This is a genomic window from Solicola gregarius (genome assembly GCF_025790165.1).
GTDB lineage: Bacteria > Actinomycetota > Actinomycetes > Propionibacteriales > Nocardioidaceae > Solicola > Solicola gregarius.
This window is the reverse complement of record NZ_CP094970.1, coordinates 3406001-3430410: the sequence shown is the minus strand read 5'-3', so window position 1 is coordinate 3430410 and position 24410 is coordinate 3406001. Positions and strand designations below refer to the sequence as shown.

33 protein-coding genes are annotated in these 24410 nt (G+C 69.1%); 8 read left to right on the top strand and 25 right to left on the bottom strand.

The genetic code is table 11. The features are described from left to right. The first annotated feature begins 16 nt into the window (after positions 1 to 16). On the top strand, positions 17 to 646 hold the full coding sequence (locus L0C25_RS16785) for a TetR/AcrR family transcriptional regulator (protein WP_271632838.1): 630 nt from the start codon (positions 17 to 19) through the stop codon (positions 644 to 646). A gap of 2 nt (positions 647 to 648) precedes the next feature. On the opposite strand, the gene L0C25_RS16780 is transcribed toward L0C25_RS16785, so the two are convergent. From L0C25_RS16780 to L0C25_RS16760, 5 genes are all read right to left on the bottom strand, one after another. Then, positions 649 to 1857 carry an RNA polymerase sigma factor gene (locus L0C25_RS16780; RefSeq protein ID WP_271632837.1) on the bottom strand — a complete coding sequence of 403 codons (1209 nt, stop codon included), beginning with the start codon at positions 1855 to 1857 and terminating at the stop codon, positions 649 to 651. 6 nt (positions 1858 to 1863) lie between these two features. After that, positions 1864 to 2208 carry a YciI family protein gene (locus tag L0C25_RS16775; RefSeq protein WP_271632836.1) on the bottom strand — a complete coding sequence of 115 codons (345 nt, stop codon included), beginning with the start codon at positions 2206 to 2208 and terminating at the stop codon, positions 1864 to 1866. A 2-nt stretch (positions 2209 to 2210) separates the two neighbouring features. After that, positions 2211 to 2804, bottom strand: a complete 594-nt coding sequence (locus L0C25_RS16770) for a dihydrofolate reductase family protein (RefSeq protein WP_271632835.1) — start codon at positions 2802 to 2804, stop codon at positions 2211 to 2213. 197 nt (positions 2805 to 3001) lie between these two features. Next, the gene (locus tag L0C25_RS16765; protein WP_271632834.1) at positions 3002 to 3406 is read right to left on the bottom strand and encodes a VOC family protein; all 405 of its coding nucleotides are present in this window, start codon (positions 3404 to 3406) and stop codon (positions 3002 to 3004) included. Continuing rightward, a complete protein-coding gene (locus L0C25_RS16760; RefSeq protein WP_271632833.1) occupies positions 3403 to 4275 on the bottom strand; it encodes an AraC family transcriptional regulator in 873 nt (290 codons plus the stop codon). Before L0C25_RS16760 ends, L0C25_RS16765 begins: the two co-directional genes overlap by 4 nt. A 72-nt stretch (positions 4276 to 4347) precedes the next feature. Here L0C25_RS16760 and L0C25_RS16755 point away from each other — a divergent pair, with 72 nt between their 5' ends. Next, positions 4348 to 4809, top strand: a complete 462-nt coding sequence (locus L0C25_RS16755; protein ID WP_271632832.1) for a tRNA (cytidine(34)-2'-O)-methyltransferase — start codon at positions 4348 to 4350, stop codon at positions 4807 to 4809. 10 nt (positions 4810 to 4819) lie between these two features. Here L0C25_RS16755 and L0C25_RS16750 read toward each other — a convergent pair whose 3' ends face one another. From L0C25_RS16750 to murI, 4 genes are all read right to left on the bottom strand, one after another. Beyond that, complete coding sequence (locus L0C25_RS16750; RefSeq protein WP_408641648.1) at positions 4820 to 5482, bottom strand: non-canonical purine NTP pyrophosphatase; 663 nt, start codon at positions 5480 to 5482, stop codon at positions 4820 to 4822. Then, positions 5440 to 6156 carry a ribonuclease PH gene (rph, locus tag L0C25_RS16745; RefSeq protein ID WP_271632830.1) on the bottom strand — a complete coding sequence of 239 codons (717 nt, stop codon included), beginning with the start codon at positions 6154 to 6156 and terminating at the stop codon, positions 5440 to 5442. Before rph ends, L0C25_RS16750 begins: the two co-directional genes overlap by 43 nt. Positions 6157 to 6259: 103 nt before the next feature. After that, entirely contained in the window at positions 6260 to 7027 is a 768-nt protein-coding gene (locus L0C25_RS16740) for an MBL fold metallo-hydrolase (RefSeq protein WP_271632829.1), read from the bottom strand. 1 nt (position 7028) lies between these two features. Next, entirely contained in the window at positions 7029 to 7835 is an 807-nt protein-coding gene (gene murI / locus L0C25_RS16735; RefSeq protein ID WP_271632828.1) for a glutamate racemase, read from the bottom strand. 115 nt (positions 7836 to 7950) lie between these two features. Here murI and L0C25_RS16730 point away from each other — a divergent pair, with 115 nt between their 5' ends. Together L0C25_RS16730 and L0C25_RS16725 are read left to right on the top strand one after the other, a co-directional pair. Continuing rightward, positions 7951 to 8571 (top strand): TetR/AcrR family transcriptional regulator, encoded by a 621-nt coding sequence (locus L0C25_RS16730; RefSeq protein ID WP_271632827.1) that lies wholly within the window; start codon positions 7951 to 7953, stop codon positions 8569 to 8571. Continuing rightward, positions 8568 to 9494, top strand: coding sequence for an SDR family oxidoreductase (locus L0C25_RS16725; protein WP_271632826.1), 927 nt, complete (start codon positions 8568 to 8570; stop codon positions 9492 to 9494). Before L0C25_RS16730 ends, L0C25_RS16725 begins: the two co-directional genes overlap by 4 nt. 116 nt (positions 9495 to 9610) lie before the next feature. Here the strand turns inward: L0C25_RS16725 and L0C25_RS16720 are convergent, their stop codons facing one another. The 3 genes from L0C25_RS16720 to L0C25_RS16710 form a co-directional block, all read right to left on the bottom strand. Further along, positions 9611 to 10363 (bottom strand): metallophosphoesterase family protein, encoded by a 753-nt coding sequence (locus tag L0C25_RS16720; protein WP_271632825.1) that lies wholly within the window; start codon positions 10361 to 10363, stop codon positions 9611 to 9613. Between the two features lie 142 nt (positions 10364 to 10505). Beyond that, on the bottom strand, positions 10506 to 11630 hold the full coding sequence (locus L0C25_RS16715; RefSeq protein ID WP_271632824.1) for a phosphotransferase: 1125 nt from the start codon (positions 11628 to 11630) through the stop codon (positions 10506 to 10508). Then, entirely contained in the window at positions 11617 to 12609 is a 993-nt protein-coding gene (locus L0C25_RS16710; protein WP_271632823.1) for a ribose-phosphate diphosphokinase, read from the bottom strand. Before L0C25_RS16710 ends, L0C25_RS16715 begins: the two co-directional genes overlap by 14 nt. Before the next feature lie 204 nt (positions 12610 to 12813). On the opposite strand from L0C25_RS16710, the gene L0C25_RS16705 reads away from it, so the two are divergent. The 4 genes from L0C25_RS16705 to L0C25_RS16690 all read left to right on the top strand — a co-directional run bounded on the left by L0C25_RS16705 (position 12814) and on the right by L0C25_RS16690 (position 15856). Next, positions 12814 to 12972 (top strand): hypothetical protein, encoded by a 159-nt coding sequence (locus L0C25_RS16705; RefSeq protein WP_271632822.1) that lies wholly within the window; start codon positions 12814 to 12816, stop codon positions 12970 to 12972. A 97-nt stretch (positions 12973 to 13069) separates the two neighbouring features. Continuing rightward, entirely contained in the window at positions 13070 to 14203 is a 1134-nt protein-coding gene (locus L0C25_RS16700) for a hypothetical protein (RefSeq protein WP_271632821.1), read from the top strand. A 129-nt stretch (positions 14204 to 14332) separates the two neighbouring features. Beyond that, complete coding sequence (locus L0C25_RS16695; RefSeq protein WP_271632820.1) at positions 14333 to 15490, top strand: serine hydrolase domain-containing protein; 1158 nt, start codon at positions 14333 to 14335, stop codon at positions 15488 to 15490. A gap of 60 nt (positions 15491 to 15550) precedes the next feature. Beyond that, positions 15551 to 15856: a hypothetical protein gene (locus L0C25_RS16690; RefSeq protein WP_271632819.1), complete on the top strand. Its 306-nt coding sequence runs from the start codon at positions 15551 to 15553 to the stop codon at positions 15854 to 15856. Here the strand turns inward: L0C25_RS16690 and L0C25_RS16685 are convergent. From L0C25_RS16685 to L0C25_RS16625, 13 genes are all read right to left on the bottom strand, one after another. Continuing rightward, positions 15850 to 16017, bottom strand: coding sequence for a hypothetical protein (locus L0C25_RS16685; protein WP_271632818.1), 168 nt, complete (start codon positions 16015 to 16017; stop codon positions 15850 to 15852). The genes L0C25_RS16690 and L0C25_RS16685 overlap by 7 nt on opposite strands. Positions 16018 to 16033: 16 nt before the next feature. Beyond that, positions 16034 to 16213, bottom strand: a complete 180-nt coding sequence (locus L0C25_RS16680) for a hypothetical protein (protein ID WP_271632817.1) — start codon at positions 16211 to 16213, stop codon at positions 16034 to 16036. A gap of 65 nt (positions 16214 to 16278) precedes the next feature. Beyond that, positions 16279 to 17226, bottom strand: a complete 948-nt coding sequence (locus L0C25_RS16675; RefSeq protein ID WP_271632816.1) for a PLP-dependent cysteine synthase family protein — start codon at positions 17224 to 17226, stop codon at positions 16279 to 16281. A gap of 8 nt (positions 17227 to 17234) precedes the next feature. Next, on the bottom strand, positions 17235 to 17507 hold the full coding sequence (locus L0C25_RS16670) for a MoaD family protein (protein WP_271632815.1): 273 nt from the start codon (positions 17505 to 17507) through the stop codon (positions 17235 to 17237). Positions 17508 to 17538: 31 nt separating this feature from the next. Then, positions 17539 to 18003 carry a M67 family metallopeptidase gene (locus L0C25_RS16665; protein WP_271632814.1) on the bottom strand — a complete coding sequence of 155 codons (465 nt, stop codon included), beginning with the start codon at positions 18001 to 18003 and terminating at the stop codon, positions 17539 to 17541. Between the two features lie 178 nt (positions 18004 to 18181). Beyond that, a complete protein-coding gene (locus L0C25_RS16660; protein ID WP_271632813.1) occupies positions 18182 to 18448 on the bottom strand; it encodes an SHOCT domain-containing protein in 267 nt (88 codons plus the stop codon). Positions 18449 to 18655: 207 nt separating this feature from the next. After that, positions 18656 to 19255, bottom strand: coding sequence for a class I SAM-dependent methyltransferase (locus L0C25_RS16655; protein WP_271632812.1), 600 nt, complete (start codon positions 19253 to 19255; stop codon positions 18656 to 18658). Further along, positions 19255 to 19827: a DUF2017 domain-containing protein gene (locus tag L0C25_RS16650; protein ID WP_271632811.1), complete on the bottom strand. Its 573-nt coding sequence runs from the start codon at positions 19825 to 19827 to the stop codon at positions 19255 to 19257. Before L0C25_RS16650 ends, L0C25_RS16655 begins: the two co-directional genes overlap by 1 nt. Further along, the gene (clpS, locus tag L0C25_RS16645) at positions 19824 to 20048 is read right to left on the bottom strand and encodes an ATP-dependent Clp protease adapter ClpS (protein ID WP_271636846.1); all 225 of its coding nucleotides are present in this window, start codon (positions 20046 to 20048) and stop codon (positions 19824 to 19826) included. Before clpS ends, L0C25_RS16650 begins: the two co-directional genes overlap by 4 nt. A 219-nt stretch (positions 20049 to 20267) precedes the next feature. After that, the gene (locus L0C25_RS16640) at positions 20268 to 21071 is read right to left on the bottom strand and encodes a DeoR/GlpR family DNA-binding transcription regulator (protein ID WP_271632810.1); all 804 of its coding nucleotides are present in this window, start codon (positions 21069 to 21071) and stop codon (positions 20268 to 20270) included. Between the two features lie 16 nt (positions 21072 to 21087). After that, entirely contained in the window at positions 21088 to 21984 is an 897-nt protein-coding gene (locus L0C25_RS16635; RefSeq protein WP_271632809.1) for a carbohydrate ABC transporter permease, read from the bottom strand. Continuing rightward, positions 21984 to 22877 (bottom strand): carbohydrate ABC transporter permease, encoded by an 894-nt coding sequence (locus L0C25_RS16630; RefSeq protein WP_271632808.1) that lies wholly within the window; start codon positions 22875 to 22877, stop codon positions 21984 to 21986. Before L0C25_RS16630 ends, L0C25_RS16635 begins: the two co-directional genes overlap by 1 nt. Positions 22878 to 22907: 30 nt before the next feature. Continuing rightward, positions 22908 to 24170: an extracellular solute-binding protein gene (locus L0C25_RS16625; protein WP_271632807.1), complete on the bottom strand. Its 1263-nt coding sequence runs from the start codon at positions 24168 to 24170 to the stop codon at positions 22908 to 22910. Positions 24171 to 24410: the final 240 nt, after the last annotated feature.

Below are 24410 nucleotides of genomic sequence, written 5' to 3'. Positions count from 1 at the left end.
CCGGTACACTCGCGCCATGGTGAGGACGGCCGATCACGCAGCACGCCGCGCGCAGATCGTCGGCGCTGTGAAGCGGCTGATGCTCGAGGTCGGGCTGAGCCACATCACCATCGCCGGCGTCGCCCAGTCGGCCGACATCTCGGTCGGCCTCGTGCAGCACTACTACTCCTCGAAGGAGGAGCTACTGCTCGACACCTACCGCACGGTGTGCGAAGACGTCCTCGCTCGCGTCGACGCGGCGGTCGTACGCGCCGAGCGCCGACACGAGCGAATCGAGCAGATGCTTCTCGACGCCCTCGACCAGTTCCTGCCCCTCACCAAGAAGCGTGCGGACGAGGTTCAGCTCGTTCATGCGTTCGCCGGAGCGGCGCTCGAGAACGCGGCGCTTCAACCGGGATACCGGGCGGCGCTCGCCGAGCATCAGGCGCGCGCCGAGCGGGCGCTCGAGAACGGCAAGCTGTGTGGCGAGGTCGACCCGTCGACCGACTCGCGGGCCGAAGCGTACGCACTGCTCGCCCTGACCGACGGACTCGCCGCCAGACTGCTGGTCCAGAAGAGCCGCGCACAGCAGTCATGGGCCCGTGCGGCCCTCGCCCGGGAGGCCGCACGGCTGTTCCCCGGCGAGTGCCGCCGGCACGGGGCCTGACCTCACGTGAGCAGGTCACGACGACCGAGCAGGTACGCGCGTTCGGCGTCGTTGTCGGTACGAGCGATCGCCGCGTCGTACGCGACGCGGGCCTCCTCGTGGCGCCCCAGACGCTGCAGCAGATCCGCGCGCACCGCGTGGAATATGTGGTAGCCGTCGAGGCCGAGTCCGTCGACCAGGTCAAGTGCCTCCTGAGGTCCCGACACCTCCGCGACCGCGACCGCCCGGTTGAGCGCGACGACCGGGCCCGGGTCGAACACCGTGAGCTGGTCGTACAGCGTCCGGATCTGCCGCCAATCAGTGTCGTCGACACTCGCCGCGTCGACATGCACGGCGTTGATCGCCGCCTGAATCTGATAGCTGCCCGGACGATTCGCCCGTAAACACCTGCGTACGAGTGCCTGCCCCTCCGCGATCTCGGCGGAATCCCATCGGGACCGGTCCTGGTCGGCCAGGCCGACGAACGACCCGGCGTCGGTCGTACGCGCGTCGCGCCTCGAGTCGAGCAGCAACATCAGGGCGAGCAGTCCGACGGCCTCCGGCTCGTCCGGCATCAGGGCGGCCAGCTGACGGCCGAGCCGGATCGCCTCCGCGCACAGCTCCGTACGTACCAGCTCGCCGCCAACGCTCGCCGTATGTCCCTCGTTGAAGACCAGGTACACCACCGCGAGCACGGCGCGTACCCGATCGGGCAGGTCGGCGTCGCGCGGCACCCGATACGGAATGCCGGCGTCCCGAATCTTGCGTTTGGCACGCACGATCCGCTGCGCCATCGTCGTCTCGGGCACCACGAAGGCGCGCGCGATCTCGGGCGTCGTGAGTCCGCCCAACAGGCGCAAGGTGAGCGCGACTCGGGCCTCGATCCGGAGCGCGGGATGACAACAGGTGAAGATCAGCCGCAACCGCTCGTCGGGCACGGCGCCCTCCTCCAGCGGATCCGCCGCTGCCTGCAGCAGCGCCGCCTGCGCGTACTTGTCGTCTCGCGCGGCCTCGCGGCGCAACCGATCGATCCCGCGGTTGCGCGCCGTCGTGATGATCCAGCCCGCCGGGCTCGGCGGTATCCCCGACTCGGGCCACCGCTGCACTGCTGCAGCGAACGCGTCCTGTACCGCCTCCTCTGCGACGTCGAGGTCACCGAAGTGTCGCGCCAGGACGGAGACCGCGCGACCGTAATCCTCGCGGAAGGCGCGATCGATCGCATCGGCGACCAACGCCGGTCAGCCGCCCGCCACGGGGCGTACCTCGATCGGCAGCGTCGTCGCGGCGGAGATGCGGCGCGCCCACTCCATCGCGGCGTCGAGGTCGGGCGCGCGGACGACCGTGAACCCGCCGACGTGCTCCTTGCCTTCGACGTACGGCCCGTCGGTGACGAGCGCATCGCCGTCGTGGTCGCGGACGACCGTCGCGGTGTCCGGTGGATGCAGTCCGAGGTCGAAGACCCACGCCCCCGAGGCCTTCAGCTCGTCGTTGATCGCGCCGAGCTCGGCCATGATCGGCTCGAGCGACTCCGGAGGCGGAGTCGGACCGTCGGGCTGGTAGATGCTGAGCAGGTACTCCCTCATCGTCACGCTCCGTTCGTCGCTCGATCGTACGTCGCGATGATCACGCCCGTCGTGGTCGTGACCGAGCTCGTCAGGCCGAACTCGCGTCGCGGGCAGCCGTCTGCGAACAGCCGGCGCCCGCTGCCGAGTGCCATCGGGTGGATCAGCAGCACGTACGAGTCGACGAGATCATGTACGGCCAGCGTCTCGACGAGCGCGCCGCTGCCGAGTACGCCGATGTCGGCGTCCGTCTCTCGCTTGAGCCGCGCAACCTCGTGTCCGACGTCGCCAGCGACCACGGACGAGTTCGCCCACGGCAGAGGGTCGCTCAGCGTGGACGAGACGACATACTTCTGAGTCTCGTTCAGCACCACTGTGTACGGGTTGTCGTCCTGCTTCGGCCAGTACGCCGCGAAGTCCTCGTACGTGCGACGGCCGAGCAGGAGCGGGCCGGGATTCGCCATCCCCTCGGCCATCGTCTCCGCCATGACATGGTCCTGGCCGGCGGCGCCCCAGCCGCCGTGCGCGAAGCCGCCGCTGGTGTCTTCGTCACAGCGGCCCGGCGCCTGCATGACGCCGTCCAGGGTGACGTGTTCGATCACGATGATCTTGCCCATCGGGGGTACCTCCCGGGTCGTGAGCGCGGCCGGTTGCCGGCCCGTCACCCCCTATACGAACGACGTACCCCGAAATCGACACCACGGTGAGGAGAGAGTTCTGGCCCTGTCAGGAGAGGATTCTGACCGTGTTGCGCGGCCGGAATCCTCTCCTCACAGGGCCAGAATCCTCTCCTCACAGGGCCAGAATCCTCTCCTCAGCGGGAGCGGGGTTCGCCGCGGTACGGCCCGAACGACCAGAGGTTGCCTTCGGGATCGGCGATCGAGAACTCGCGATTGCCGTAGTCCTGGTCGGCGAGCTCGCGGGTGATCGTCGCTCCGGCACCCTTGATCCGCTCATAGAGCTCGTCGACGCGGTCGGTCACGACGTACGCGCCGAACGTGCCGGGCTCACGCGACCACTCGCCGCCGGGCTTGTGCGAGCCCATCATGATGCCGCCGCCCTCGGGCCAGTCGAGCTGTGCGTGCGCGACGGTGTCGCCGTCCTCATACACGGCGGTCTTCTCGAAGCCGACCACGTCGACCAGGAAGTCGATCAACGCGTGCGCATCGCGCGCCTGGAACGCCGGCCAAACTGTCGGTGCTGGTGTCTGGTTGCTCATGGCTCCAAGTCTGCGGCCTGATGGTGACCTCCGGCTTGGATGTTTTGGAACTCCTCGGCGAGCCAGTCGGTCGGGCTGCAGCCCATGAACGCCCGGAACTCACGTGTCAGATGAGCGTGGTCGTAGTAGCCCGTGACGTGCGCGACGTCGGTGAGGCTCAGGCACCCGGCAACGGACTGCTCCTGGATGGCGTAGCGCGCGTAGTGGAAGCGGATCAGCCGATTGACGGCCTTGGGAGTCACGCCCAGCTCGGCGTGGAACAGCTTCGTCAGCTGGCGTCCGCTCAGGTACACATACCGGGACAGGTCGTCCATCCGGCCGCGGCCACGGCGCTCGATCATCCAGCGCCACGCGGCCGCGACCTCCGTACGCGGCGCGGCAAACGACGGCGCTGCGCTCGCTCGGTCGCGCACATACGTACGCAGCGCATCGAACCGTGCCGGCCAGCTGGGCTCGTTGCCGACCCGCTCGCGTAGCCGGAGCAAGCCGTCGCCGAGCACGGACGCCGCATCGTTAGCGATGTCATCGAGCTCGGCGGCGGGTACGCCGAGGATCTCGCGGGCGTGCATCGGGTTGATCGCCAGCTGGACACCGGCCTGCCGATCGGGCTCGAACAAGTACGCCGCGTGCAGGTGGAATCCACCGAGGATGTTGTCGTACGGCTTCGCCGTGCCGTCGTCATGTGCCCCCGCGTGCGTACCCGCGACGATCGGGGTGTCGAGGTTGACGATGAAGGTGAGCGACGGCGACGGCACACCACGGTGCAGTGACGGAGACTGACCGGACATGCGGTAACCGACCATCGAGTCGATGACGCCGCACAGCGCGCCCTCGACCGGCGCGTCGGCGAACTCCATCCGCGGCTCCATGTGTACGAGTGTGCGCGCCTGCACCGACATCGTCCATCGACCGACGCCGCCATCGGCTAGCGTTGTCGTGCCATGTTCCGAATCCTGTTCTACGAGCCGCGCATCCCCGGCAACACGGGCAACGCGATCCGACTCTCGGCGGGCACCGGCTGCGAGCTGCACCTCGTCGAGCCGCTCGGTTTCGACATGTCGGAGGCGAAGCTGCGCCGCGCCGGCCTCGACTACCACGATCTCGCGTCGGTCACGGTGCATCCGGATCTCGGCACCGCACTCGCGACGCTCGATGCGCCGCACGTGTACGCGTTCACGACGGGAGCGAGCCGGTCGTACGCCGACGTCGAGTACGTGCGCGGAGACGTGCTGATGTTCGGCCCCGAACCGACCGGCCTGCCCGCCGACGTGCTCGCGGGCTCCTACCTGACGGACCAGGTGCGCATCCCGATGCTGGAGGGTCGGCGCTCGATGAACATCACCAATGCTGCCGCGGTCGCCGTCTACGAAGCGTGGCGACAGCACGACTTCGCGGCGCGCTGACCGTCCCGCGTCAGAGGTGCTCGGCGACCACCGGCGCGATCGCCCGGAGGGCCTTGCCGCGGTGGCTGATGGCGTCCTTGTCCGCCGAGGTCAGCTCCGCGGTCGAAACGTCGTTGCCCGCGCCGTCACGGTCGTACCCGTCGGCAGCGAACACCGGGTCGTAGCCGAAGCCGCCGGACCCCTGCTCGGTACGTAACACCCGCCCGGGCATCACACCCTCTTGGACGAACTCGCGGCCGTCGGGCAGGCACAGCGCGACGACACAGCGGAACTGTGCGCCGCGCCGCTCGTCGGGCACCTCGTCCAGCTGCGCGAGCAGCAAGGCATTGTTGGCCGCGTTGTCCTTCGCGGGTCCAGACCAGCGGGCGGAGAGTACGCCGGGCATGCCGTTGAGCGCGTCCACACAGATACCTGAGTCGTCGGCGAGCGAGGGCAGCTGCGTCGCATCGCGGGCGGCACGGGCCTTGATCAGCGCATTGCCCTCGAAGGTCGGCTCGGTCTCGGCCGGCTCGTCGCTCACCCCGACGTCGTCGAGCCCGAGCACCACGACACCGCGTACGTGCGGCTCGAAGATCCGGCGCAGCTCGACCAGCTTGCCGGGGTTGTGGCTGGCGAGCACGACCTTGTGGCTCACGCGAGGGACTCCTGCTGGATCGCCGTCAGGTCGGCGCATCCCTTCTCTGCGAGGGAGAGCAGCGCGTCGAGCTCGGACCGATCGAACGGGGCCTCCTCGGCCGTCCCCTGGATCTCGACGAACGCGCCGTCGCCGGTCATCACGACGTTCATGTCGGTGTCGGCACGGACGTCCTCCTCGTACGGGAGATCGAGGCAGGGTTCGCCGTCGACGATGCCCACCGAAACGGCCGCGACCGACCGCGGCAACGGCTCACCGGACAGGACGCCCTTCGCCCGCAGGTGCGCAACGGCATCGGCGAGCGCGACGTACGCGCCGGTGATGGCCGCCGTACGCGTGCCGCCGTCGGCCTGCAGTACGTCGCAGTCGAGCACGATGGTGTTCTCGCCCAGCGCCTTGTAGTCGATCGCCGCGCGCAACGAGCGCCCGATCAACCGCGAGATTTCGTGCGTACGCCCGCCGATGCGGCCCTTGACCGACTCACGGTCGGAGCGGGTGTGGGTCGAGCTCGGCAGCATCGCGTACTCCGCCGTGACCCAGCCGAGCCCGCTGTCCTTGCGCCACCGCGGTACGCCCACCGATGCGCTCGCGGCGCACAGTACGCGCGTACGGCCGAACTCCACGAGCACCGAGCCGGCGGCGTGGTCGAGCCAGTTGCGGGTGATGGTGACAGGTCGGAGCTGGTCGGGTCGGCGTCCGTCTGGGCGAGTCATACGGGCGACCATATCGGCCACCCCGCCGCGCCCTGGACGGTGTCCGGACCACGAACCGGCGCGCCCGCCGATCCGCGCGACATTCCCGCGACTCGGCGGCGGCTCAGATGGTGTAGCGGTCGCCCGCCTCGACCAGGTCGACCGGGCCCTCGTACGCGCGCTTCGCCTCGGCGGCGACGGTCTCGCGGTCGGTCCAGGTCGGGATATGGGTGACGAGCAGCCGGCCGACGTTCGCCCGGGCAGCGTGCTCACCGGCCTCCTTGCCGGTGAGGTGGATGCCGGGTGGGTTCTCGCGGGACTCGATGAACGACGCCTCGCAGAGCAACGCGTCGGCGCCGTCGGCCAGCTCGACGAGCGCGTCGGTCGGCCCTGTGTCGCCGGAGTACACCAGCGCACGTCCACCGGCCTCCACCCGCAGGGCGTACGCCTCGACGGGATGCGACATGCGCGACGGTGTGATCCGGAACGGGCCCAGCTCGACCCCGCCGCCGGCATGCCAGTCGGCGAACGCGAACTGCTCGGTCATGCCCACCGGCATCGGCAGGTCGTACGCGCGGGCGAGGTGCGTGGCCGTGCCGCTCGGCCCATAGACCGGGATGCGGGGCAGCTCGCCGTCGGGATGGTACTTGCGCATCACGTAGTAGCCACACATGTCGAGGCAGTGGTCGGCATGCAGATGCGACAGGACGACGGCGTCGACCGCGAGCGGATCGACGTAGCGCTGCAACGGGCCGAGTGCGCCGTTGCCGAGGTCCATCACGACCGAGTAGGTGCGCCCCTGGTACGGCGCCTGCAACAGGTAGCAGCTCGCCGGCGACTCGGCGCTCGGGAACGAGCCGGCACAACCGACGATGGTCAGGGTCAGCGCCACGTCACACCGCCGCCCAGGCGAACTGGTCGACCGACTCGAGCTCGGGGCCCAGGAAGCGACGCCCGACGTCGCGGAACTCGGCCGGCTCACCCGTGGTCAGGAAATGGTGTCGCGGCCCGGGAAGCCCCGGGTCGCGCTCGAGGCCGCGGCTCGCGAGCAGTGCGTACACGTCCTTCGCCGTCTCCTCCGCGCTCGACACCAGCGTGACGCCGTCGCCGAGCACGTACGACAGCACGCCGGTGAGCAGCGGGTAGTGGGTGCAGCCGAGCACGAGCGTGTCGACGCCCGCGTCGACCAGAGGGTCGAGATAGGTGTGTGCCGCGGCGGTCAGGTCGGGCCCGCTCGTCACGCCCTGCTCGACGAACGGCACGAACTGCGGGCATGCCTGGGTCATCAGCGTGACGTGGGGCGCTGCGGCGAACGCGTCCTCGTACGCCATCGAGGACTTGGTCGCGGCGGTGCAGATGACGCCGATACGCCCGTTGCGCGACGCGGCGACGGCCCGTCGGGTCGCAGGAAAGATCACCTCGACGACGGGTACGGGGTACCGCTCCCTCGCGTCGCGGAGCATCGCCGCGCTCGCCGAGTTGCAGGCGATCACGAGCGCCTTCACGCCCTGCTCGACGAGATGGTCGAGGCATTCCAACGCGTACGAGCGGACCTCGCCGATGGTCTTGGTGCCGTACGGCTGCCGCGCGGTATCGCCGAGATAGAGGATCGGCTCGTGCGGGAGTTGGTCCAGGACCGCGCGGGCGACGGTGAGACCGCCGAATCCGGAGTCGAAGATGCCGATGGGTGCGTCAGCCACCGTATGAGAGTAAGGACCACCGCGGACAATGGGAAACCCAAAGCGGCTCAGGACACACGTGAGTCTGGTCTCGCCGATGGTTGGCACCATTAGTAAATCATGGTTTACTAACTGGATGGCCCGACCGATCGCGACCGGCGACGAGCAGCTGCTCGCTGCCGCCGACCGCATCCTGCTGGCGCAGGGTCCGGCCGCGTTCACGCTCGCGAAGGCCGCGGCCGAGGCGGGCGTGTCGGCGGCGACCTTGATCAAGCGGTTCGGGTCGAAGGAGGCCCTGTTCCTGCGACTGTCGCAACGTTGGGTCTCGTCGATGGACGCGCAGCTCACCGAGGTCGCGGCGGGGCGCGCGACACCGCTCGAGCGGTTCCGGGCGGTCGCGCTGCACGGCTACGCCGATCTCGACCACGCGGCCACCGCAGCGATGCAGCTGGCCACGCTTGCGGTCGACCTGCAGAACGATGCGCAGCGCGCACTGCTCGATGTCGGGTGGAGCCACGTGCGCAGGCATCTGAGCGTTCACGCGGCCGACGCCATCGAGGCGGGTGCGCTCGCCGGCTGCCCGCCGCCCGAACAGCTCGCCCGGCTGGTCTTCACCGCGATGGAGGGTGGCTGCCTGAGCTGGTCGGTGCACCCGGAGGGCTCGCTGGTCGCGCGCCTCGAGGACGACCTGGACGCGTTGCTGAGCGGATGGACGACAGCCGCGTCCGAAACGAACGAAGGGAAGGGAACGAGATGAACGACGAACGACCATTGTCCGGACGGGTCGCACTGGTTGCCGGCGCCACTCGCGGCGCGGGACGGGCGATCGCGGTGGAGCTGGCACGCGCAGGCGCGTACGTCTATGCGACGGGGCGCAGCAGCAGGGTCGACGGGCCGTCGGAGATCGAACGGCCGGAGATGATCGAGGAGACCGGTGAGCGGATGGCTACCGCCGGCGGTGACGGCGTCGCGCTCCGCGTCGACCACCTCGAGCCGACCGAGGTCGAGGCGCTCGTACAACGCATCCGCGACGAGCACGGACGTCTCGACGTACTCGTCAACGACATCTTCGGCGGCGACCGGTATGCGCAGTTCGGCAAGAAGGTCTGGGAGCACGACCTGTCCGGCGGGCTGCGGATGCTGCGTATGGGAATCGACACGCACGCGATCACCAGCCATCATGCGCTCGGACTGATGATCGAACGACCGGGTGGGCTCGTCATCGAGATGACCGATGGGACGTTCGAGTACAACACCCGCTACCGCGACGGCGTCGGTATGTACTACGACCTCGTGAAGGCGGCCGTGCAGCGCCTGACCCTTGCGCAGAGCGAGGAGCTGAAGCCGTACGAGGGCACCGCGGTCGCGGTCACTCCCGGGTGGCTGCGCTCGGAGATGATGCTGCAGATCTACGGGGTCACCGACGACACCTGGCATGACGCCGTCGCGAAGGAGCCCCACTTCGCGATCTCGGAGTCACCGACGTACGTGGCCCGCGGCGTCGCCGCGTTGGCGGCGGACGCCGATCGGGCGCGGTACTCCGGTCGCAGTGTTTCGAGCGGCGAGCTTGCGCGTACGTACGACCTCACCGACGTCGATGGCTCGCGACCGAACGCCTGGGCGTACGTCGTCGAGGTGCAGGACACCGGCAGGCCCGCGAATGTGGCGGGGTATCGCTAACGCGGGTTGCGATCGGGGACGCCCAGCTCTCGAACCGAATGAGACCGGGGACGCCCAGATCTACTAGGAAGCGATCGGGGCGTCCCCGATCGCAAATCGCCGGCGTACGGCTCGCCCTAGCGGCCGTCGCGGGGTCCGAATGCCGCGATGGCGTCGGCGTCGCTGTTGCTGCCCCGTACGTACTCGTCGACCCACGCGCGTCGGTCCGGATAGGTTGACTCTGCGACGATCCGGTCGCACACGGCGTCGACGTCGATCGGCGTGCGGTGCAGGGTGACCGCGCCGTGGTCGAGCAACGCCCAGTGCCCGCCGACGCTGCCGTACGGCATGCCGATGCTGCCCGGGTTGACGACCATCCGGCGGTCGACCAGGCGGACGAACGGCATGTGGGTATGCCCGCAGACGACGGTGCGTACGTCCGCGGGCAGGTCGCCGAACGCCTCCTCCCAGCGCGCCATGCGGGTGTCGACGAGCACCACCTCGTTGTCGTCACGGGGCGTGCCGTGGCAGAACAGCACCTCGCCGAAACCGTCGACGTGCTGGACGACCGGATGGGGCAGCGCGTCCAGCAGGTCGACGTGTCGCCGCTCCAGCTGCTCGGCCGCCCACCGTGCGATCGGATCGTTGATCCCGGCATCGCCACCGCGGGCGTACGTCACGAGGTCCCGGTCGCCGTTGCCGCGGACGAGCGTGACCCGATCGCCGAGCGAGGCGAGCCGATCGAGCACCTCGACGGGTTGGGGCCCGGCGGCGTGGTCGCCGGTCACGACTAACCGGCCGGCCGCGGCGACGGCCGGCTCGGCGAGTACGGCGTCGAGCACGGGGAGCACGCCATGGATGTCCGAGAGGACCGCGACGGTGTCGTTCATCGACACATCGTCGCGGCGCGTACGGGCGTACGACAAGAGGTTCCGCTCTGGGCGGAAAGCCCCCGTGGGCATGACGTTTCGACCCAGGAATCGCGAAGAATGGGGCTGAAACGTCATGCCCACGGGGCGGGGCGGCGTTCGGTCAGCGCGTGGCGTGTCCCCAGAACGCCGGCGCGAGCGCGAGCGGCTCGTCACCCCACCGCCGCCGAAGATCCTGCTCGAGTACGTACGCGAGCTTGATCAGCGGTCCGGGCCCGCCGAGTCGCGTCGACAGCGACAGCCGGTGCAGGATCATCGCGCGCCGGCTCGGCGCCGGACGTACCGACAGCTGCGTGCCACCGGCCAGCGCGCGCGGCAGGAACCACGGCGTCGTCGCGATCGTCCAGCCGAGCACGGCGAGGCGTACGTCGTGCATGAACTCGTCGGTGCCGACGTACGGCAGCGCCCGCGAGACGTGCCGGCGATAGCGCTCGAACGCCGCGGTCGCGACGCGATCCGGCAGTCGCCACGAGCTCCAGCACGACGGCCACGGCACCAGCAGGTAGGCGATGTCCCATGCGATGTGGCGGTACTCCGAGGCCTCGAAGTCGATCAGCGCGAGGCCGTGGCGGCGACGGACGTTGTTGTCTGGGCACGCGTCCGCCGGGCTCAACGCCGCACGACCGTTGGTACCGAGCGTCTCTCCGAGGCCACGCAGCAGGTCGAGCGATCCCGATGGCGGAGTCAGGCCGAGCGAGCCGAGCTGACCCTCCAACGTCGTGGCGGCGGTGTCGAGCATCGCGGGTACGGCGTGCGCCGGGGCGTGCGGCGCACGGCTGCCGAGTCGCTCGGCGAACTCGGCCCCACGATCACGGGTACGCACGTGCAGGCGCGCCATCGTGTCGGTCCACGCGTACACCGCGCGCGCCGCGTTGCTCGGGCTGCGGCCCGACAAGGCGTCGGCGACGCTCGATGCCTTGCCGAGGTCCTCGAGCACCACGACCTTCGGGTCGGAGAGCGTGCCGTGGATGCGGGGCGCGATCGCGGGATCGTCGGCCGCCTCGAGACCGCTCACCTCCCGCGCCCATGGCGCCGGGTTGTCGCCGTTGTATCGCTTCACCACCAGCGTGCGCGGCGCGTTCGGCAACGCACGCTGGGCGCGTACGCGTACCCGCCACACGTCCGATCGGGTGCTGCCGCCGAGCTCCGCGACCGGCAGCAGACGCACGGGTCCCCAGGTATCGGCCAGCGCGGCGACGGCCGCCGCCATCAGGTCAGTCGCGGGCACCGAAAGGAAGCTTGGGTTGAGGCGGGCCGTGGGTCGGGTCGACGCCGTCGAACAGGCTGCTGACCGACTCGCCGGCATGGATGCGTGCGATCGCCTCGGCGAACAGCGGCGCGACCGAGCGTACGGAAAGCTCCGGCCAGTCCACCGGAGGAGGCGGCACCGTATCGGTGGTGACGATCTCCGCGATCGCCGGATGTCCGCGCAGCCGTTCGACCGCCGGTCCGGTGAACAGGCCGTGGGTCGTGGCAACCGAAGCTCCGGTGCACCCCTGCTGCGCGAGGCTCTCCAGCAGCTGCACGATCGAGCCTCCCGTTGCGATCTCGTCGTCGAGGATGATGGCACGCTTGCCGGTCACGTCGCCGACGATCGAGTCGACGACCACCCGGTCGTCGGCGAGCCGGCGCTTGTTGCCGGCGGCGACGTCGACCCCGAGGAGGCGCGCGAACTGGGTCGCCGTCTTCGCGTTGCCGAAGTCCGGCGAGACGACGACCGTGTCGCTCAGGTCGTGGCCACGGAAGTGGGCGGCCAGCTCACCGATCGCCGTCAGATGGTCGACCGGCACCGAGAAGAACCCGTGCACCTGCGGCGCATGCAGCGTCATCGTGAGCACCCGGTCCGCTCCGGCGGCGACCAGCAGGTCGGCGACGAGCCGCCCACCGATCGAGATCCGGGATGCGTCCTTCTTGTCCGAGCGCGCGTACGCGAAGTGCGGGATGACCGCCGTCACCTGGGCGGCGGACGCGCCTCGAGCGGCGTCCAGCATCAGCAGCAGCTCCATCAGGTGCTCCTGCGTCGGGGGTACGAGCGGCTGCACGACGTACACGTCTCGCTGCCGGCAGTTTGCCTGCAACTGCACCTGGAGGCAGTCGTTGCTGAACCTCGTCACCGGCGCCGGCGACAGCTCGACATCGAGCACGTCGCAGATGCGCGTTGCCAACGCCTGGTGAGCGCTCCCCGAAAACACCACGATCTGCCGCACGCGTCGAAGATTATCCCGCGGTCGATAGGCTGGCTAGGCCGTGTCTCCTCGTACCCCGCCGGTTCGCGTGCCTCCGCATCCCGCCCGGCTGCGTTACGGTCGCTCGAAGGAGAATCAACTACAGCTTCGCTCCCGCGCCTTGCCGGACCGGGCACGGAGACCCGCTCACTCATCGACGCGGCACGAGGAGACACGACCTAGGCAATGGCCACCTTCGACGTCGCGACGACCGCGAACGACGCCCCGCGCCGGCCCGGATTTGCCGAGTACGCGCGCTTCCGTCCGTTCGCGATCGTCTCCCCCGGCTTCGAGCAGCGCGTCGACCAGGGGGGGCCGGCTCGACCACCTGCACCGCTCCCGTAGCGGCCCCACGGCTCCGTACGCCGCGATCGAGGTCACCCTCGAGGAGGCAGCCGCGCCCGTCACGGTCGGCCTCACCGCGCACGACGGTGACGGTGTCGTGGTCGACTACGAGCCACGCCGGGGGCGGGTACGCATCGTCGCAACCGTTGACGGCATCCGGCACCGTCTCAGGTCCCGGCGCGTGCGCAGCGGCACGGTGCATCGCGTCGCGTTCGTACTCTGCGAGAACCAGGTCACCGGCGTCGTCGACTCCGGACGCGGGTGGCGCCCGATCGTCACCGCACGGAGCGAGGTCTCCGCGCTCGTCGACCTGCGAGAGCCCGCGACGCTCGGCCACCTCGCGTACACCTGGGGCACCACCGGCCCGGAGGCGGTCACGGTGCGCGACGTACGTGCCGGCCCGTTCGGCATGACGGGCGTACGCGATCCGCATCTGGTGCAGCATGTCGACGGCACACCGTACGTACGCGACGGCCGGATGTACGTGACCATGACCTGTGCCGGCATGGGCTTCTTCCAGCAGGCGCATTGGGGCGTGTTCGCGATCGACCTCGACCGACCCGAGGAGATGACGCAGGTGGCGCATCTCTACACGGGTCGCGACGGGCTGTTGCTCGGCGACCACGCCGGCCAGATCGTCGTCGACGGCGACCGCTGCATCGTCGTCGTGAGCAGCTGGGGCGACTTCACGCCGAGCCGAGGCGTGCACGTACGTCACGCCGTCACGGGACTCGACGTCCTCGAGGGCGTCCACGTGCTCGACACGACACCGCTCGCGCTCCCCACGCGGCACAGCGCATGGGATCCCTCACTCACCCGCATCGACGGCCGCTGGCGCATCGCGTACGTCGAGAGCCCGTCGCAGGCGCCGTTCCGCTTCCATCCGGCGCTCGCCGCCTCGGCCCCCGGCGGCGCGTACGACGGCGACCTCACCCTCGTCGGCGCCGACACCGACCACGATCAGTGCGAGGGTCCGATCATCGCCCGACTCGACGGCCAGTGGCGGGTGCTCGCCAGCGATGGGCACGCACGCGACTATCCGGCGTACGACCTCAGCATGCGGCGAGTCGGCGTGCTCGACGCGACGTACGGCACGAACATCCCGCATCCACAGGTCTTCTCGCCCGCCCGCGGCGACGGCGAGTGGATGCTGACGTTCGACGGCACTCCGTGGGGCAAGCGAGTGCTCGGCTACGGCACCCACGGCGACGTCGTGCTGATGCGCCGATAGCGACGACCGGTCTGGCCGAGGTGGCCGAACGCCTGCGGTGTAAAGCCCACGCGCGTTACGCTGCCGGAATCGCGCCGTGCGGCTCTGCCCGACCACCGGGAACTCGGCGACGAAGAATCGGTGACTCGGATGAGACGCACAGCTCGAACCGCAGTGGCCGCCGCTCTCGCCGCGGCACTGCTCGGCGGCACGGCCGCCGACGTCGACGCCGGCACCGGCCGAGCTCCGGACGACCGGGTCCGCCACGCACTCGATCGGCTGATGGATGGTCCGAATGCCCCCGAGGGCGCGTTCGTGCTGGTGCAGAAGGGTGGGCACAGCCGGGCCTTCCGAGCAGGGGTCGCCGACGTCACGACGGGCAGGCCGATCACCCGCGGTATGCACATGCGCATCGCCAGCACCGCGAAGGCGTACAGCGGCGCCGTCGTACTGTCGCTCGTCGAACGCGGCGTGCTCAAGCTCGGCGACACGATCGGGGAGCGGCTGCCCTGGGCGCCGCGGGCATGGCGCCGGGTCACGCTCCGGCAGGCGCTCCACCACACCAGCGGCCTGCCGGACTTCAGCGCCACCAAGAAGTTCCGGACGTACCTGCTCGCCCACCTCGACAAGGCGCCCGGACACCGCCGGCTGCTCGGGTTCGCCGCGCACAAACCGCTCGAGTTCCGGCCGGGTTCGCGGTTCGGCTACTCGAACTCCGACAACGTCGTCGCGGCGCTGATGGTCGAGGACGCCACCGGGCGGTCGTACGAGTCCGTCCTCGCCAGGCGCGTCCTTCGACCGCTGCGGCTGCACAACACCAGCCTGCCGCGCGGCACCTTCCTGCGACGCCCCCGGATCCACGGCTACGACAGAGATGACGGTGCGCTCGTCGACGTCACGAGTGTGTTCGCCGCAGGCTACGCCTGGGCATCGGGCGGTATGGTCTCGACGCCGCGCGACCAGAACCGGTTCATCCGCGGGTACGTCGGGCGCGCACTGTTCGACGGCGAGACGCAGAGCGAGCAGTTCACGTTCCGTCGCGGCCACTCGGAGCCACCGGGTCCCGGCACGAACACCGCGGGCCTCGCGGTGTTCCGTTACCGAACGCCGTGCGGAACGGTCTACGGGCACACGGGCAACACGGCCGGCTACACGCAGTTCATGGCCGCATCGAAGAACGGCCGTACATCCGCCGTGGTGTCGGTGAACGCACAGATCACGCCGGACACCAAGCCGGCCGCGTTCCATCGGTTGCGTACGGTCTTCCGGACCGCGGTCTGCGCGGCGTTCGCGACCCACGCGTCCTGACAGCCGGCCCCTGCGGCCGGTCGAAGGGCAAGCGGTTCGGGTTCGTGTCACGCTGCTCCCATGGACCTCGATGACGTCGATCGGATCGGGTCCGCGCTCGACGGCGTGAGCGCTCGTACGAACGACGGGCGCCGGGAATGGCGGCTCCGAGGTCGGCTCATCGCTCGTGAGCTGGACGAGCGGTATCTCGTGATCCGCGCGGAGTTCGACGTACGCGACCTGCTGCTCCGTCAGTCGCCCGAGACGTTCAGCGTCCCGCGGCGATACGAGAAGCACATGATGGTCGTCGCCGATGTACGCGATGGCGATGCGGGCGAGATCGAGGACGCGATCGTCGCGGCATGGAACCTGCAGTCGCGTCAGTAGCGGAGGAACCGCAGGCGTACGCGGAACCGGAGCTCGGCGAAGCGCCTCTGCCGCCGACGGCGACGCGCGTCGCGGCGCTCAGCCTCCAGTCTTCGGTCGGCCAGGAACAGCATCGCGCTCCGCTCGTCGTGGGTGCGTACCCAGTCGCCGGAAAACGGCATGCCTGCCACCGCCCGCTCAGGAACGGCGGGTGAACCGGGAGCGTACCCACCGCCGGACGTCGGCGAAGAAATACCGCTCGCGCTCACGCTGCGCCTCGCGGCGCTCGGCCTCATTCTTCCGCCCGGCGATGAAGGCCTTCGCGCCCTGCTTGTTGTGCGTGGGTACCCAACTGCCGTTGCCGCCGAACCCGCTCATGCGATCACCACCTTCATCCGACCTTACCGCAGCGCGAGCCGCCCGCGCCGGGTTCGAATGACCGGTCAGGCCCAGAGCTGACCCTCGAGCCGCTCCTCGGCCTGGTCGATGGTTCCCTCGTACGCGCCGGTCGAGAGGTACTTCCAGCCGCCGTCGGCGACGACGAAGGCGATGTCGGCGCGTTCGCCCGCCTTCAGCGACTTCGCCGCCTGCGCCAGGGCCGCGTGCAGGATCGCGCCCGTCGAGATACCGGCGAAGATTCCCTCGGTGTCGAGCAGCTCGCGTACGCGGCGAACAGCATCGCGCGGGCCCACCGAGAAGCGCGCATCGATCAGCGACGCGTCGTACAGCTCGGGCACGAACCCCTCGTCGAGGTTGCGAAGCCCGTAAACCAGCTCGCCGTAGCGCGGCTCGGCGGCGACGATGCGTACGTCGGGCCGCTGCTCGCGAAAGAACCGGCCCGCGCCCATCAGCGTGCCGGTCGTACCGAGACCGGCGACGAAGTGGGTGATGGTCGGCAGATCGGCGAGCACCTCGGGTGCCGTGCCTTCGTAGTGCGCGTCGGCGTTGGCGCGGTTGCCGTACTGGTAGAGCATCACCCAATCGGGGTGCTCGGCGGCCACCTGTTTGGCGACGCGTACGGCCTCGTTCGACCCGCCCGCGGCCGGCGACGAGATGATCTCGGCGCCCCACATCGCCAGCAGCTGGCGGCGCTCCGCGGAGGTGTTCTCCGGCATCACGCACACCATCCGGTAGCCCCGCAGCTTCGCGACCATGGCCAGCGAGATGCCGGTGTTGCCCGACGTCGGCTCGAGAATGGTGCATCCCGGCCGCAGTGTGCCGTCCTTCTCGGCGCGCACCAGCATCGACAGCGCCGCACGATCCTTGATCGATCCGGTCGGGTTGCGATCTTCGAGCTTCGCCCACAGACGTACGTCCGGCGACGGCGACAGCTGCGGCAGCCCGACGAGCGGCGTGTTGCCGACCGAGTCGACGAGCGAGTCGTACCGCATTGCGCGGGTCAGCCGCCCGCGACGGCCGGGAGGATCACCACGACGTCACCATCGGACAGCTCGCTGTCGAGGCCACCGCTGAAACGGACGTCCTCGTCGTTGACGTAGACGTTGACGAACCGGCGCAGCTTGTCGTCCTCGATGAGGCGATCCTTGATACCGCTGTGGTTGCTCTCGACGTTGTCGATGAGCTCGGTCAGGGTCGCGCCCTCGCCGGACACGACTTTCTCGCCGCCGGTGTAGTTGCGCAGAATGGTGGGCACGCGGACCTCGATGGCCATGAGTTCTCCTCGCAGTTTGCAGACGTAGGCTTCAACGACTCGTGTCGCGGGGTGATTCCTCGACAGCCTCTCCGTAGGCAGCGACGACGGTCACGTCCTCCTCGGTCACCTGACCGTCGACGATGCGGTACGAACGGAACGGGGTCGGCCCGTCGCCGTTGCCGCACTCCTCGGTCGACACCAGTACGTAGTGAGCGCCCGGCTCCTGCGCGAGGTCGGTGTCAGTGCGTGACGGATACGCCTCGGTGGCGGTGTGCGAGTGGTAGATCACCACCGGCTCCTCGTCGCGGTCGTCCATCTCACGGTAGAGCTTGAGCAGGTCGGTCGAGTCGAACTCGTAGAACGTCGGCGACATCGCGGCATTCAGCATGGGTACGTGCCGGGTCGGCAGGTCTGAGCCGACGGCACCGGCAACGACCCCGCACGCCTCGTCGGGGTGGTCGCGTCGCGCATGCGCGACGATCGCGTCGTACGTCGCCTGGTCGATGGTGAGCACGTGTCGAGCCTAGGCGGGGGTCGATCGCGAGACGGTCTCGTCCGCATCCTGAGACCCGCGGGTCGTACCGCCGCACCCGCCCCGTGAGCCGCACGGTTCGGCCCCTACTTCGCGGATTCTGGGGCTGGAACGTGCGGCTCACGGGGCCGGGAGGTCCGGGCGGGCACCTCGTCGGTCCCTACTTGCGGTTCTCGCGGAGTACGGCGAGGCGCTCGCGGTACTCATCCTCGCCGATCTCGCCGGATGCGTACCGCTCCCCGAGCCGGGCCTCGCCCGAGTGCGTGCCGCCGTGCCAGCCGCGACGGCCGAAACGGGTGACCGCGAACACGATCCCGGCGATGACGAGCAGCCAGAGGATCGGAAATATCGGCCACCACGGGCCGGGACCGTCCCAGTGGTCGTTCTCGGCGAGCACGGTGGTGCCGGTTGCGATGATGTCGTTCATGACGTTCTCCTTGTGCGGTGTGGATCGAACGCTTTCGATCCTCCGCATTTCGGAGCCCGCGCACATCGCACACGGGGCGCGACCGTCGCTGCGCCGCCGGGCGCAGGGCGGCGCGGTCTGCGTACGCCGCCCGGCGTAGCCGTGCGAACTCGGGTCTATGTGGCATCGGTCCAATAGGTATCAACCGATGCCACATAGACCCCAAGTTCAGGTACGCACAGCGCGCACGACGTACCGCTCGTCGTCGATCTCTTCGCCCCACAGGGCGGGGTCGTCGAGGCGCTCGGCCACGACATCGCCCGCATGCGGCGCGAGCAGGTCGACGACGGCGCCCGACTCCAGGCCGGCACCCGTCGACCACGAGCCCTCGACCAGGACGAACCGACCGCCCGGTCGCAGGGCGTCGTACCACCGCACGACCGCTGCCGCGGGGTCGGGCAGCGCCCACAGCACATGCCGCACGAGCACGACGTCGATCGACCCGGGGACCAGCGGCGGCGTCGCCGCATCGCCCACGACGAACCGCACCTTCACACCCGCGTCGTACGCCTTCTCCTGAGCCCGCTCGATCATCGCGTCGGCGAAGTCGACGCCGGTCACCCGATGACCCAGCTCGGCCGCGAGCAGCGACAGTGATCCCGTGCCGCAGCCGAGATCGGCGACGTCGCTGCGTGCGTCGGGCAGCCACTCGACCATGCGCTTGCGCCATGCCTCGCGTACGTCTGCGGGCCGCAGGCCATGGTCGGCCTCCTCGTCGTACGTACCCGCCAGGCGGCTCCAGTACGACGGCGCTGCTCGCCCCGGCATCAGCCGAGCGCCTGCACGAGCGACTCCTGGACGTAGCCCAGCCAGTCGTAGATGTCGGCCATCAGCGCCGCCCCCTCGTCGTCGGCGTCCGCGTGCATGCCCTCGTCGTCGAGGCCGAGGCGTACCGCGACCGACAGACGTACGTCGGTCAGCGAGCGCAGCCAGGCCTGCACGCCGTCGGCGTCGAGCTCGACCTCGATCGACGTCGCGCTCTGCTCGGAGCCGTCGAGCTGCAGCCCACCGGCCAACAGGGTCTGCATGACCGTCGTCGCGTTGTCGATCTTGCTGGCCGCGAGCGCGGGCTCGGTGAAGCGCCGGAACTCTGCCGCGCTCTCCTCGTCGTCGCCGTACGCATCGGGGAACAGCCGGGCGAGCACGGGGTCATCGGGCGCGGACCTCGGCCCGTCGACGTCGAGCTGCGCGAACAACGGGTCGGCCGACGCCTCGCCGGTGCCGGTGCGGTCGCTGACCAGCTCGATCAGCTGCGCCTCGAGGTTGGCGAGCATCTCGGCCTCGTGCACGTCGAACTCCGCGTAGACGCCACCGCGCCTACGCCGCCGGAACGGCTTCACTTCTGATCCCTCTGCAACGTTGCCCAGAGGCCGTAGTCGTGCATCGCGTTGACGTGCCGCTCCATCTCCTCACGCGATCCCGAGGAGACGACGGCCTTGCCGTTGTTGTGTACCTGGAGCATCAATGTGTTCGCCTTCTCCTGGCTGTAGCCGAAGTACGTGCGGAACACGAACGCGACGTACGACATCAGGTTGACCGGGTCGTTCCAGACGATCGTCATCCACGGAGGGTCGAGCTCGGTGAGCTCATCGCTCTCCGGCTGCTCGATCTCAACGGGTGCTGGACTACTGGTCACCTCTCCATTGTGTCTCAGTCGCGTTCGGACGTCAGCACTCCCCCGTGCTGCAGGTACCGTACGCGCCGCTGAGGTCGCCGAGGTACGAATTCCAGCCAATGGGACGCCCGCCATGGGCGCGGATCCGTACTTCGGCGCACGGCGCTACACGAGGTCGACGGTGACACCCGCCGCGCGAATCGCCTTGACGGCTTCGGCATCGGCGCCGTCGTCGGTGACGAGCCGGTCGATCGCGGTGATCGGGCAGATCTCGGCCAGCGCGGTACGCGTGAGCTTCTCGTTGGTAGTCACGACCACGACCTGGTGCGCACGCGAGACCATCTCGGCATTGATGCCCGACTCGCCGAGGTGCCGGCACTGCGCACCGCCGTCGACCGTGAGCGCGTCGACTCCGAGCAGCAGCAGATCGAAGCGCAGCTTGTCGAGTACGCGGGACGCGTACGGCCCGTACAGCTCGTACGACTCGGCCCGCGCGACGCCCCCGACGCACACGGTACGCAGGTGCGGGCGCAACACCATCTCGGTCGCGATGTTGAGCGCATTGGTGACGAGGGTGACCTGGTCGTCCTCGCTCTGGGTCACGAGCGCCGCACGCGTCGACAGGGCGCGTGCGGCCGCCGTCGTCGTCGTACCGCCGTTGAGGCCGACCACACTGCCGGGCGTGACCAGCGCGGCCGCTGCGGCCGCCACGCGCTGTTTGTGCGGGGGCGTCGACGTCGCGCGATACTGCGCCGGCAGGTCGTACGCGACCGACGTCGCGACGATCCCACCGTGCGTACGTGTAGCGAACTGCTGGTCGGCGAGCGCCGCGAAGTCGCGCCGGATGGTCGCGGCGGAGACCTCGAGCTCGCGCGCCGCCTCCTCGACACCGAGCCGGCCGCGCTGGGCGACGAGGTCGAGCAGCCGTCGCCAGCGCTCGGCCCTGCCGACACCGTCCGAGTCAGTCATCTCCGAACCTTCGCGCTCACTTCACGCTCCCGGCCGTGAGACCGGCGACGAGTCGGCGTTCGATCAGCGCGAACAGGATCACCACCGGGACGATGCTCACGATCGAGATGCCGAACACGTACTGCCATGCGGTCTCGTACTGCCCGACGAACTTCGTCAGTGCGACCGACAGCGGCTGGTTCTCGTCGGTCGTCAGGATCACCAGGCTGGCGGCGAACTCGTTCCAGCACGCCACAACGGTGAAGATGGTCGCGGTGACGATGCCTGGCCAGACGAGCGGCAGGGTGATCTTGCGAAGGATCTGGAACCTGCTGAGGCCGTCGAGCGCCGCGGCCTCCTCCACCTCCTCCGGCACGGAGGAGAAGAAGCTGTGCAGGATCCACACGGCGAACGACAGGTTGAACGCGCCGTTGACGAGGATCATCGCGAGCCAGGTGTCCTGGATGCCGAACTCGAGGAACTCCCGCAACAGGCCCGCCGCGAGCACGGTGGGTTGCAGCATCTGGGTCGCGAGTACGAGCAGCAGGAACGCCATCCGGCCCGGGAACCTGCGCCGCGCGGTGTGGTACGCCGCCGGCACCGCGACCGCGAGTACCAGCAGCGTTGCGCACAGCGTGATGACGATCGTGCTGACGAGGTTGTACGGCAGCGGCGTCTCGGGAGTCGACCACATGTCGACGTAGTTCTCCGGATGCCACTCCTGGGGCAGGTACGTCGCGGGTACGCGCAGCACCTCGGGCCGACTCTTGAACGAGCCGACAACCATCACGATGTAGGGCACCAGGAAGACGACCGCGAGCACGGCGCCGATGGCGGTCAGGCCCCACCGGCGCGGCTTGCCGCGCGGTTGCGTCGTCGGCGGCGAGTCCGAGGTACGTGCGGCGTCGGAGTCGGGGACGGTCGTCGTCGCCATCACTGCTCCCTCATGGGTCGGGCGACCTTGAGGTAGACCGCGATGATGACGATGATCAGGAGGAAGTTGAACACGCTCATCGCCGCCGCGGTGTCGACCTGCTGGCTCGTACGGATCAGCTTGAACGTCAGCGTCGTCGTGGTGTCTGCCTTGTTGCCGGCGATGCTGCCGGTGAGCACCCAGAGGATCGGCAGCGAGTTGAACACGTTGATGATGTTGATGATCACCGCGACGGCCAGAGCGGGTCGCAGCTGCGGAAGGATCACGTCGCGGTAGCGCTGCCATGCGCTCGCACCGTCGACGTCGGCGGCGTCGAGCATCTCACTCGGGATGCCCTGCAACCCTGCGAGCAAGGTGTACGTCGTGAACGGGATCGACACGAACACCGCGACGACGATCGACACGATGAACGCCGGTATCGGGTTCTTGGTGAAGCCGTACCCCTCGTCGAGCAGCCCGATGTCGGTGAAGAAGCGGTTCGCGACGCCGACGTTGGGATCGAGCATGTAGTAGACGACGGTCGATGTCATGACGACCGACGCGGCCCACGGCACGAGTACCGCGAGCCGGATGATCCGCCGGCCCGGGAACTGCTTGTTCAGGAACTGCGCCAACGCCATCGACAGCACGACGGTGATCGCGACGACGGCGACCACCCAGATGCCCGTGTTGACGAGGATCCGGGCGAGCCCGTCGATCGCGAACAGGTTCGAGTAGTTCTCGAACCCGGCGTCGCCGCGGTCGATCCCGTACGGCGACAGGTCGCGCGTCGAGGTCCAGATCATGAACCCGGCCGGGAACAGGACGATCGCGGCGATCAGCACTATGGCCGGGCCGATCCACGGCAGTGCCGCAACACTGCCGTGGACCCGGCCCGCGCGGCGGCGCGCCATGGCCACCTCCTCGGGTGATGTCGTGGTGGCCTAGGAGCCGCTTTCGGCCGCCTCGGCGATCTTGCCCAGCACCTCGGCGGGGTCGGCGCCCTGGCCGATGGTGCCGATCTGCTGCTGCATCGCGCCCTGCGCCGCCGGCCAGCCCGGGTTGTTGCTCGGGTAGAACTTCGCGTCCGACAGCGTCTCCAGGAAGGGCTTGATGGCCGGATCGTCGGAAAGCTCCTCGCCGGCCGACTTCGTGATCGGGATGAAGCCCTCGGTCTTCACGAAGTTGGCATACACCTTCGACGAGTAGAAGTAGTCGAGGAACGTACGGATGGCGTCCTGCTTGGAGCCGTCCTTCTCGAACGCCATCAGGTGGTCGGCGACGCCGAGGGTGACGGAGTCGCCGTCCTCGGTCGGGATCGGCGCGATCCCGTAGTCCAGATCGGGATAGTCGGCCTCGATCTGGCCGACGATCGGCGGCAGCCCCTCGGCCATGCCGATCTTGCCCTGCATGAAGACGTTCAGCATCGGCGTACGGTCGGTCGCGCCCGGATCGTCCTGGGTGACGCCGGCGTCGATCATCTTCTTCATCTGCTCGACACCGGCGACGTTCTCGTCGGTGTCGATCGTCAGCTCGTCGGTGTCACCCCAGGAGCCGCCGGCGCCGAACGTCCAGATCGACGTCTCGGCCTGGGCCTCCTCGTTGCCGAGCGGCATACCGTAGCCGCCGACGACACCGTCGAGCTTGGACACCTTCTCGCTGGCGTCCATCAGCTCGTCCCAGGTCTTCGGCGGGGCCTTGATGCCGGCCTGCTTGAAGAGGTCCTTGTTGTAGAACAGCGCGCGGGTGGAGGCGAACAGCGGGATGCCGTACATCGTGCCGTCGAGGGACGCGTTCTCGGCGAACGCCGGCTCGATGTCGTCGGCGGTCTCGGGTGAGAGCACGTCGTCGGCCTCGTACAGCAGGTCGTCGTTGGCGAAGCTCGCGTACGCGTCGATGTTCAGGAGGTCGGGGGTGGTGTCCTCGGACTGCAGCTTGGTGCGTACGACGTCGTTGATGTTGTCCCACGACTGGATCTCGAGATCCACGTTGATGTCGGGGTTCTCGGCCTCGAAGTCCTTGATGATGCCTTCCCACAGCGGCTTGGTGTTGTCGCTGTAGGACGGCGCGAGGAATGAGATGGTGGTGCCGTCGCCCGAGTCGTCGCCGCCTTCGTCGTCGCCGCCGAATCCGCAGCCGGCCGCCACCAGGGCGAGCGCGAGCCCACCCGCCAACAGCCGACCGGAACGCTTGAGTCCTCGGGTCACGTGCTTGTCCTTCCGCCACCCGCGCACTTGCGCGAGTTCGATTGAATCAACGTGCATACGAGCACAATCTCGCAGGCTGGGGAGGATTCTGCTCGCGTCGGCCGAGCGCGTCAAGGGGCCGTTATGCAATCGTCTCCGGCCGCTCGGTAGACCAATTTCCCGACCATGCCTCGCGGATTACCATGGGCCCATGGTAATCCGCGCCGCTACCCAGGAAACGTGGTACGTAGCGGCGCGGTT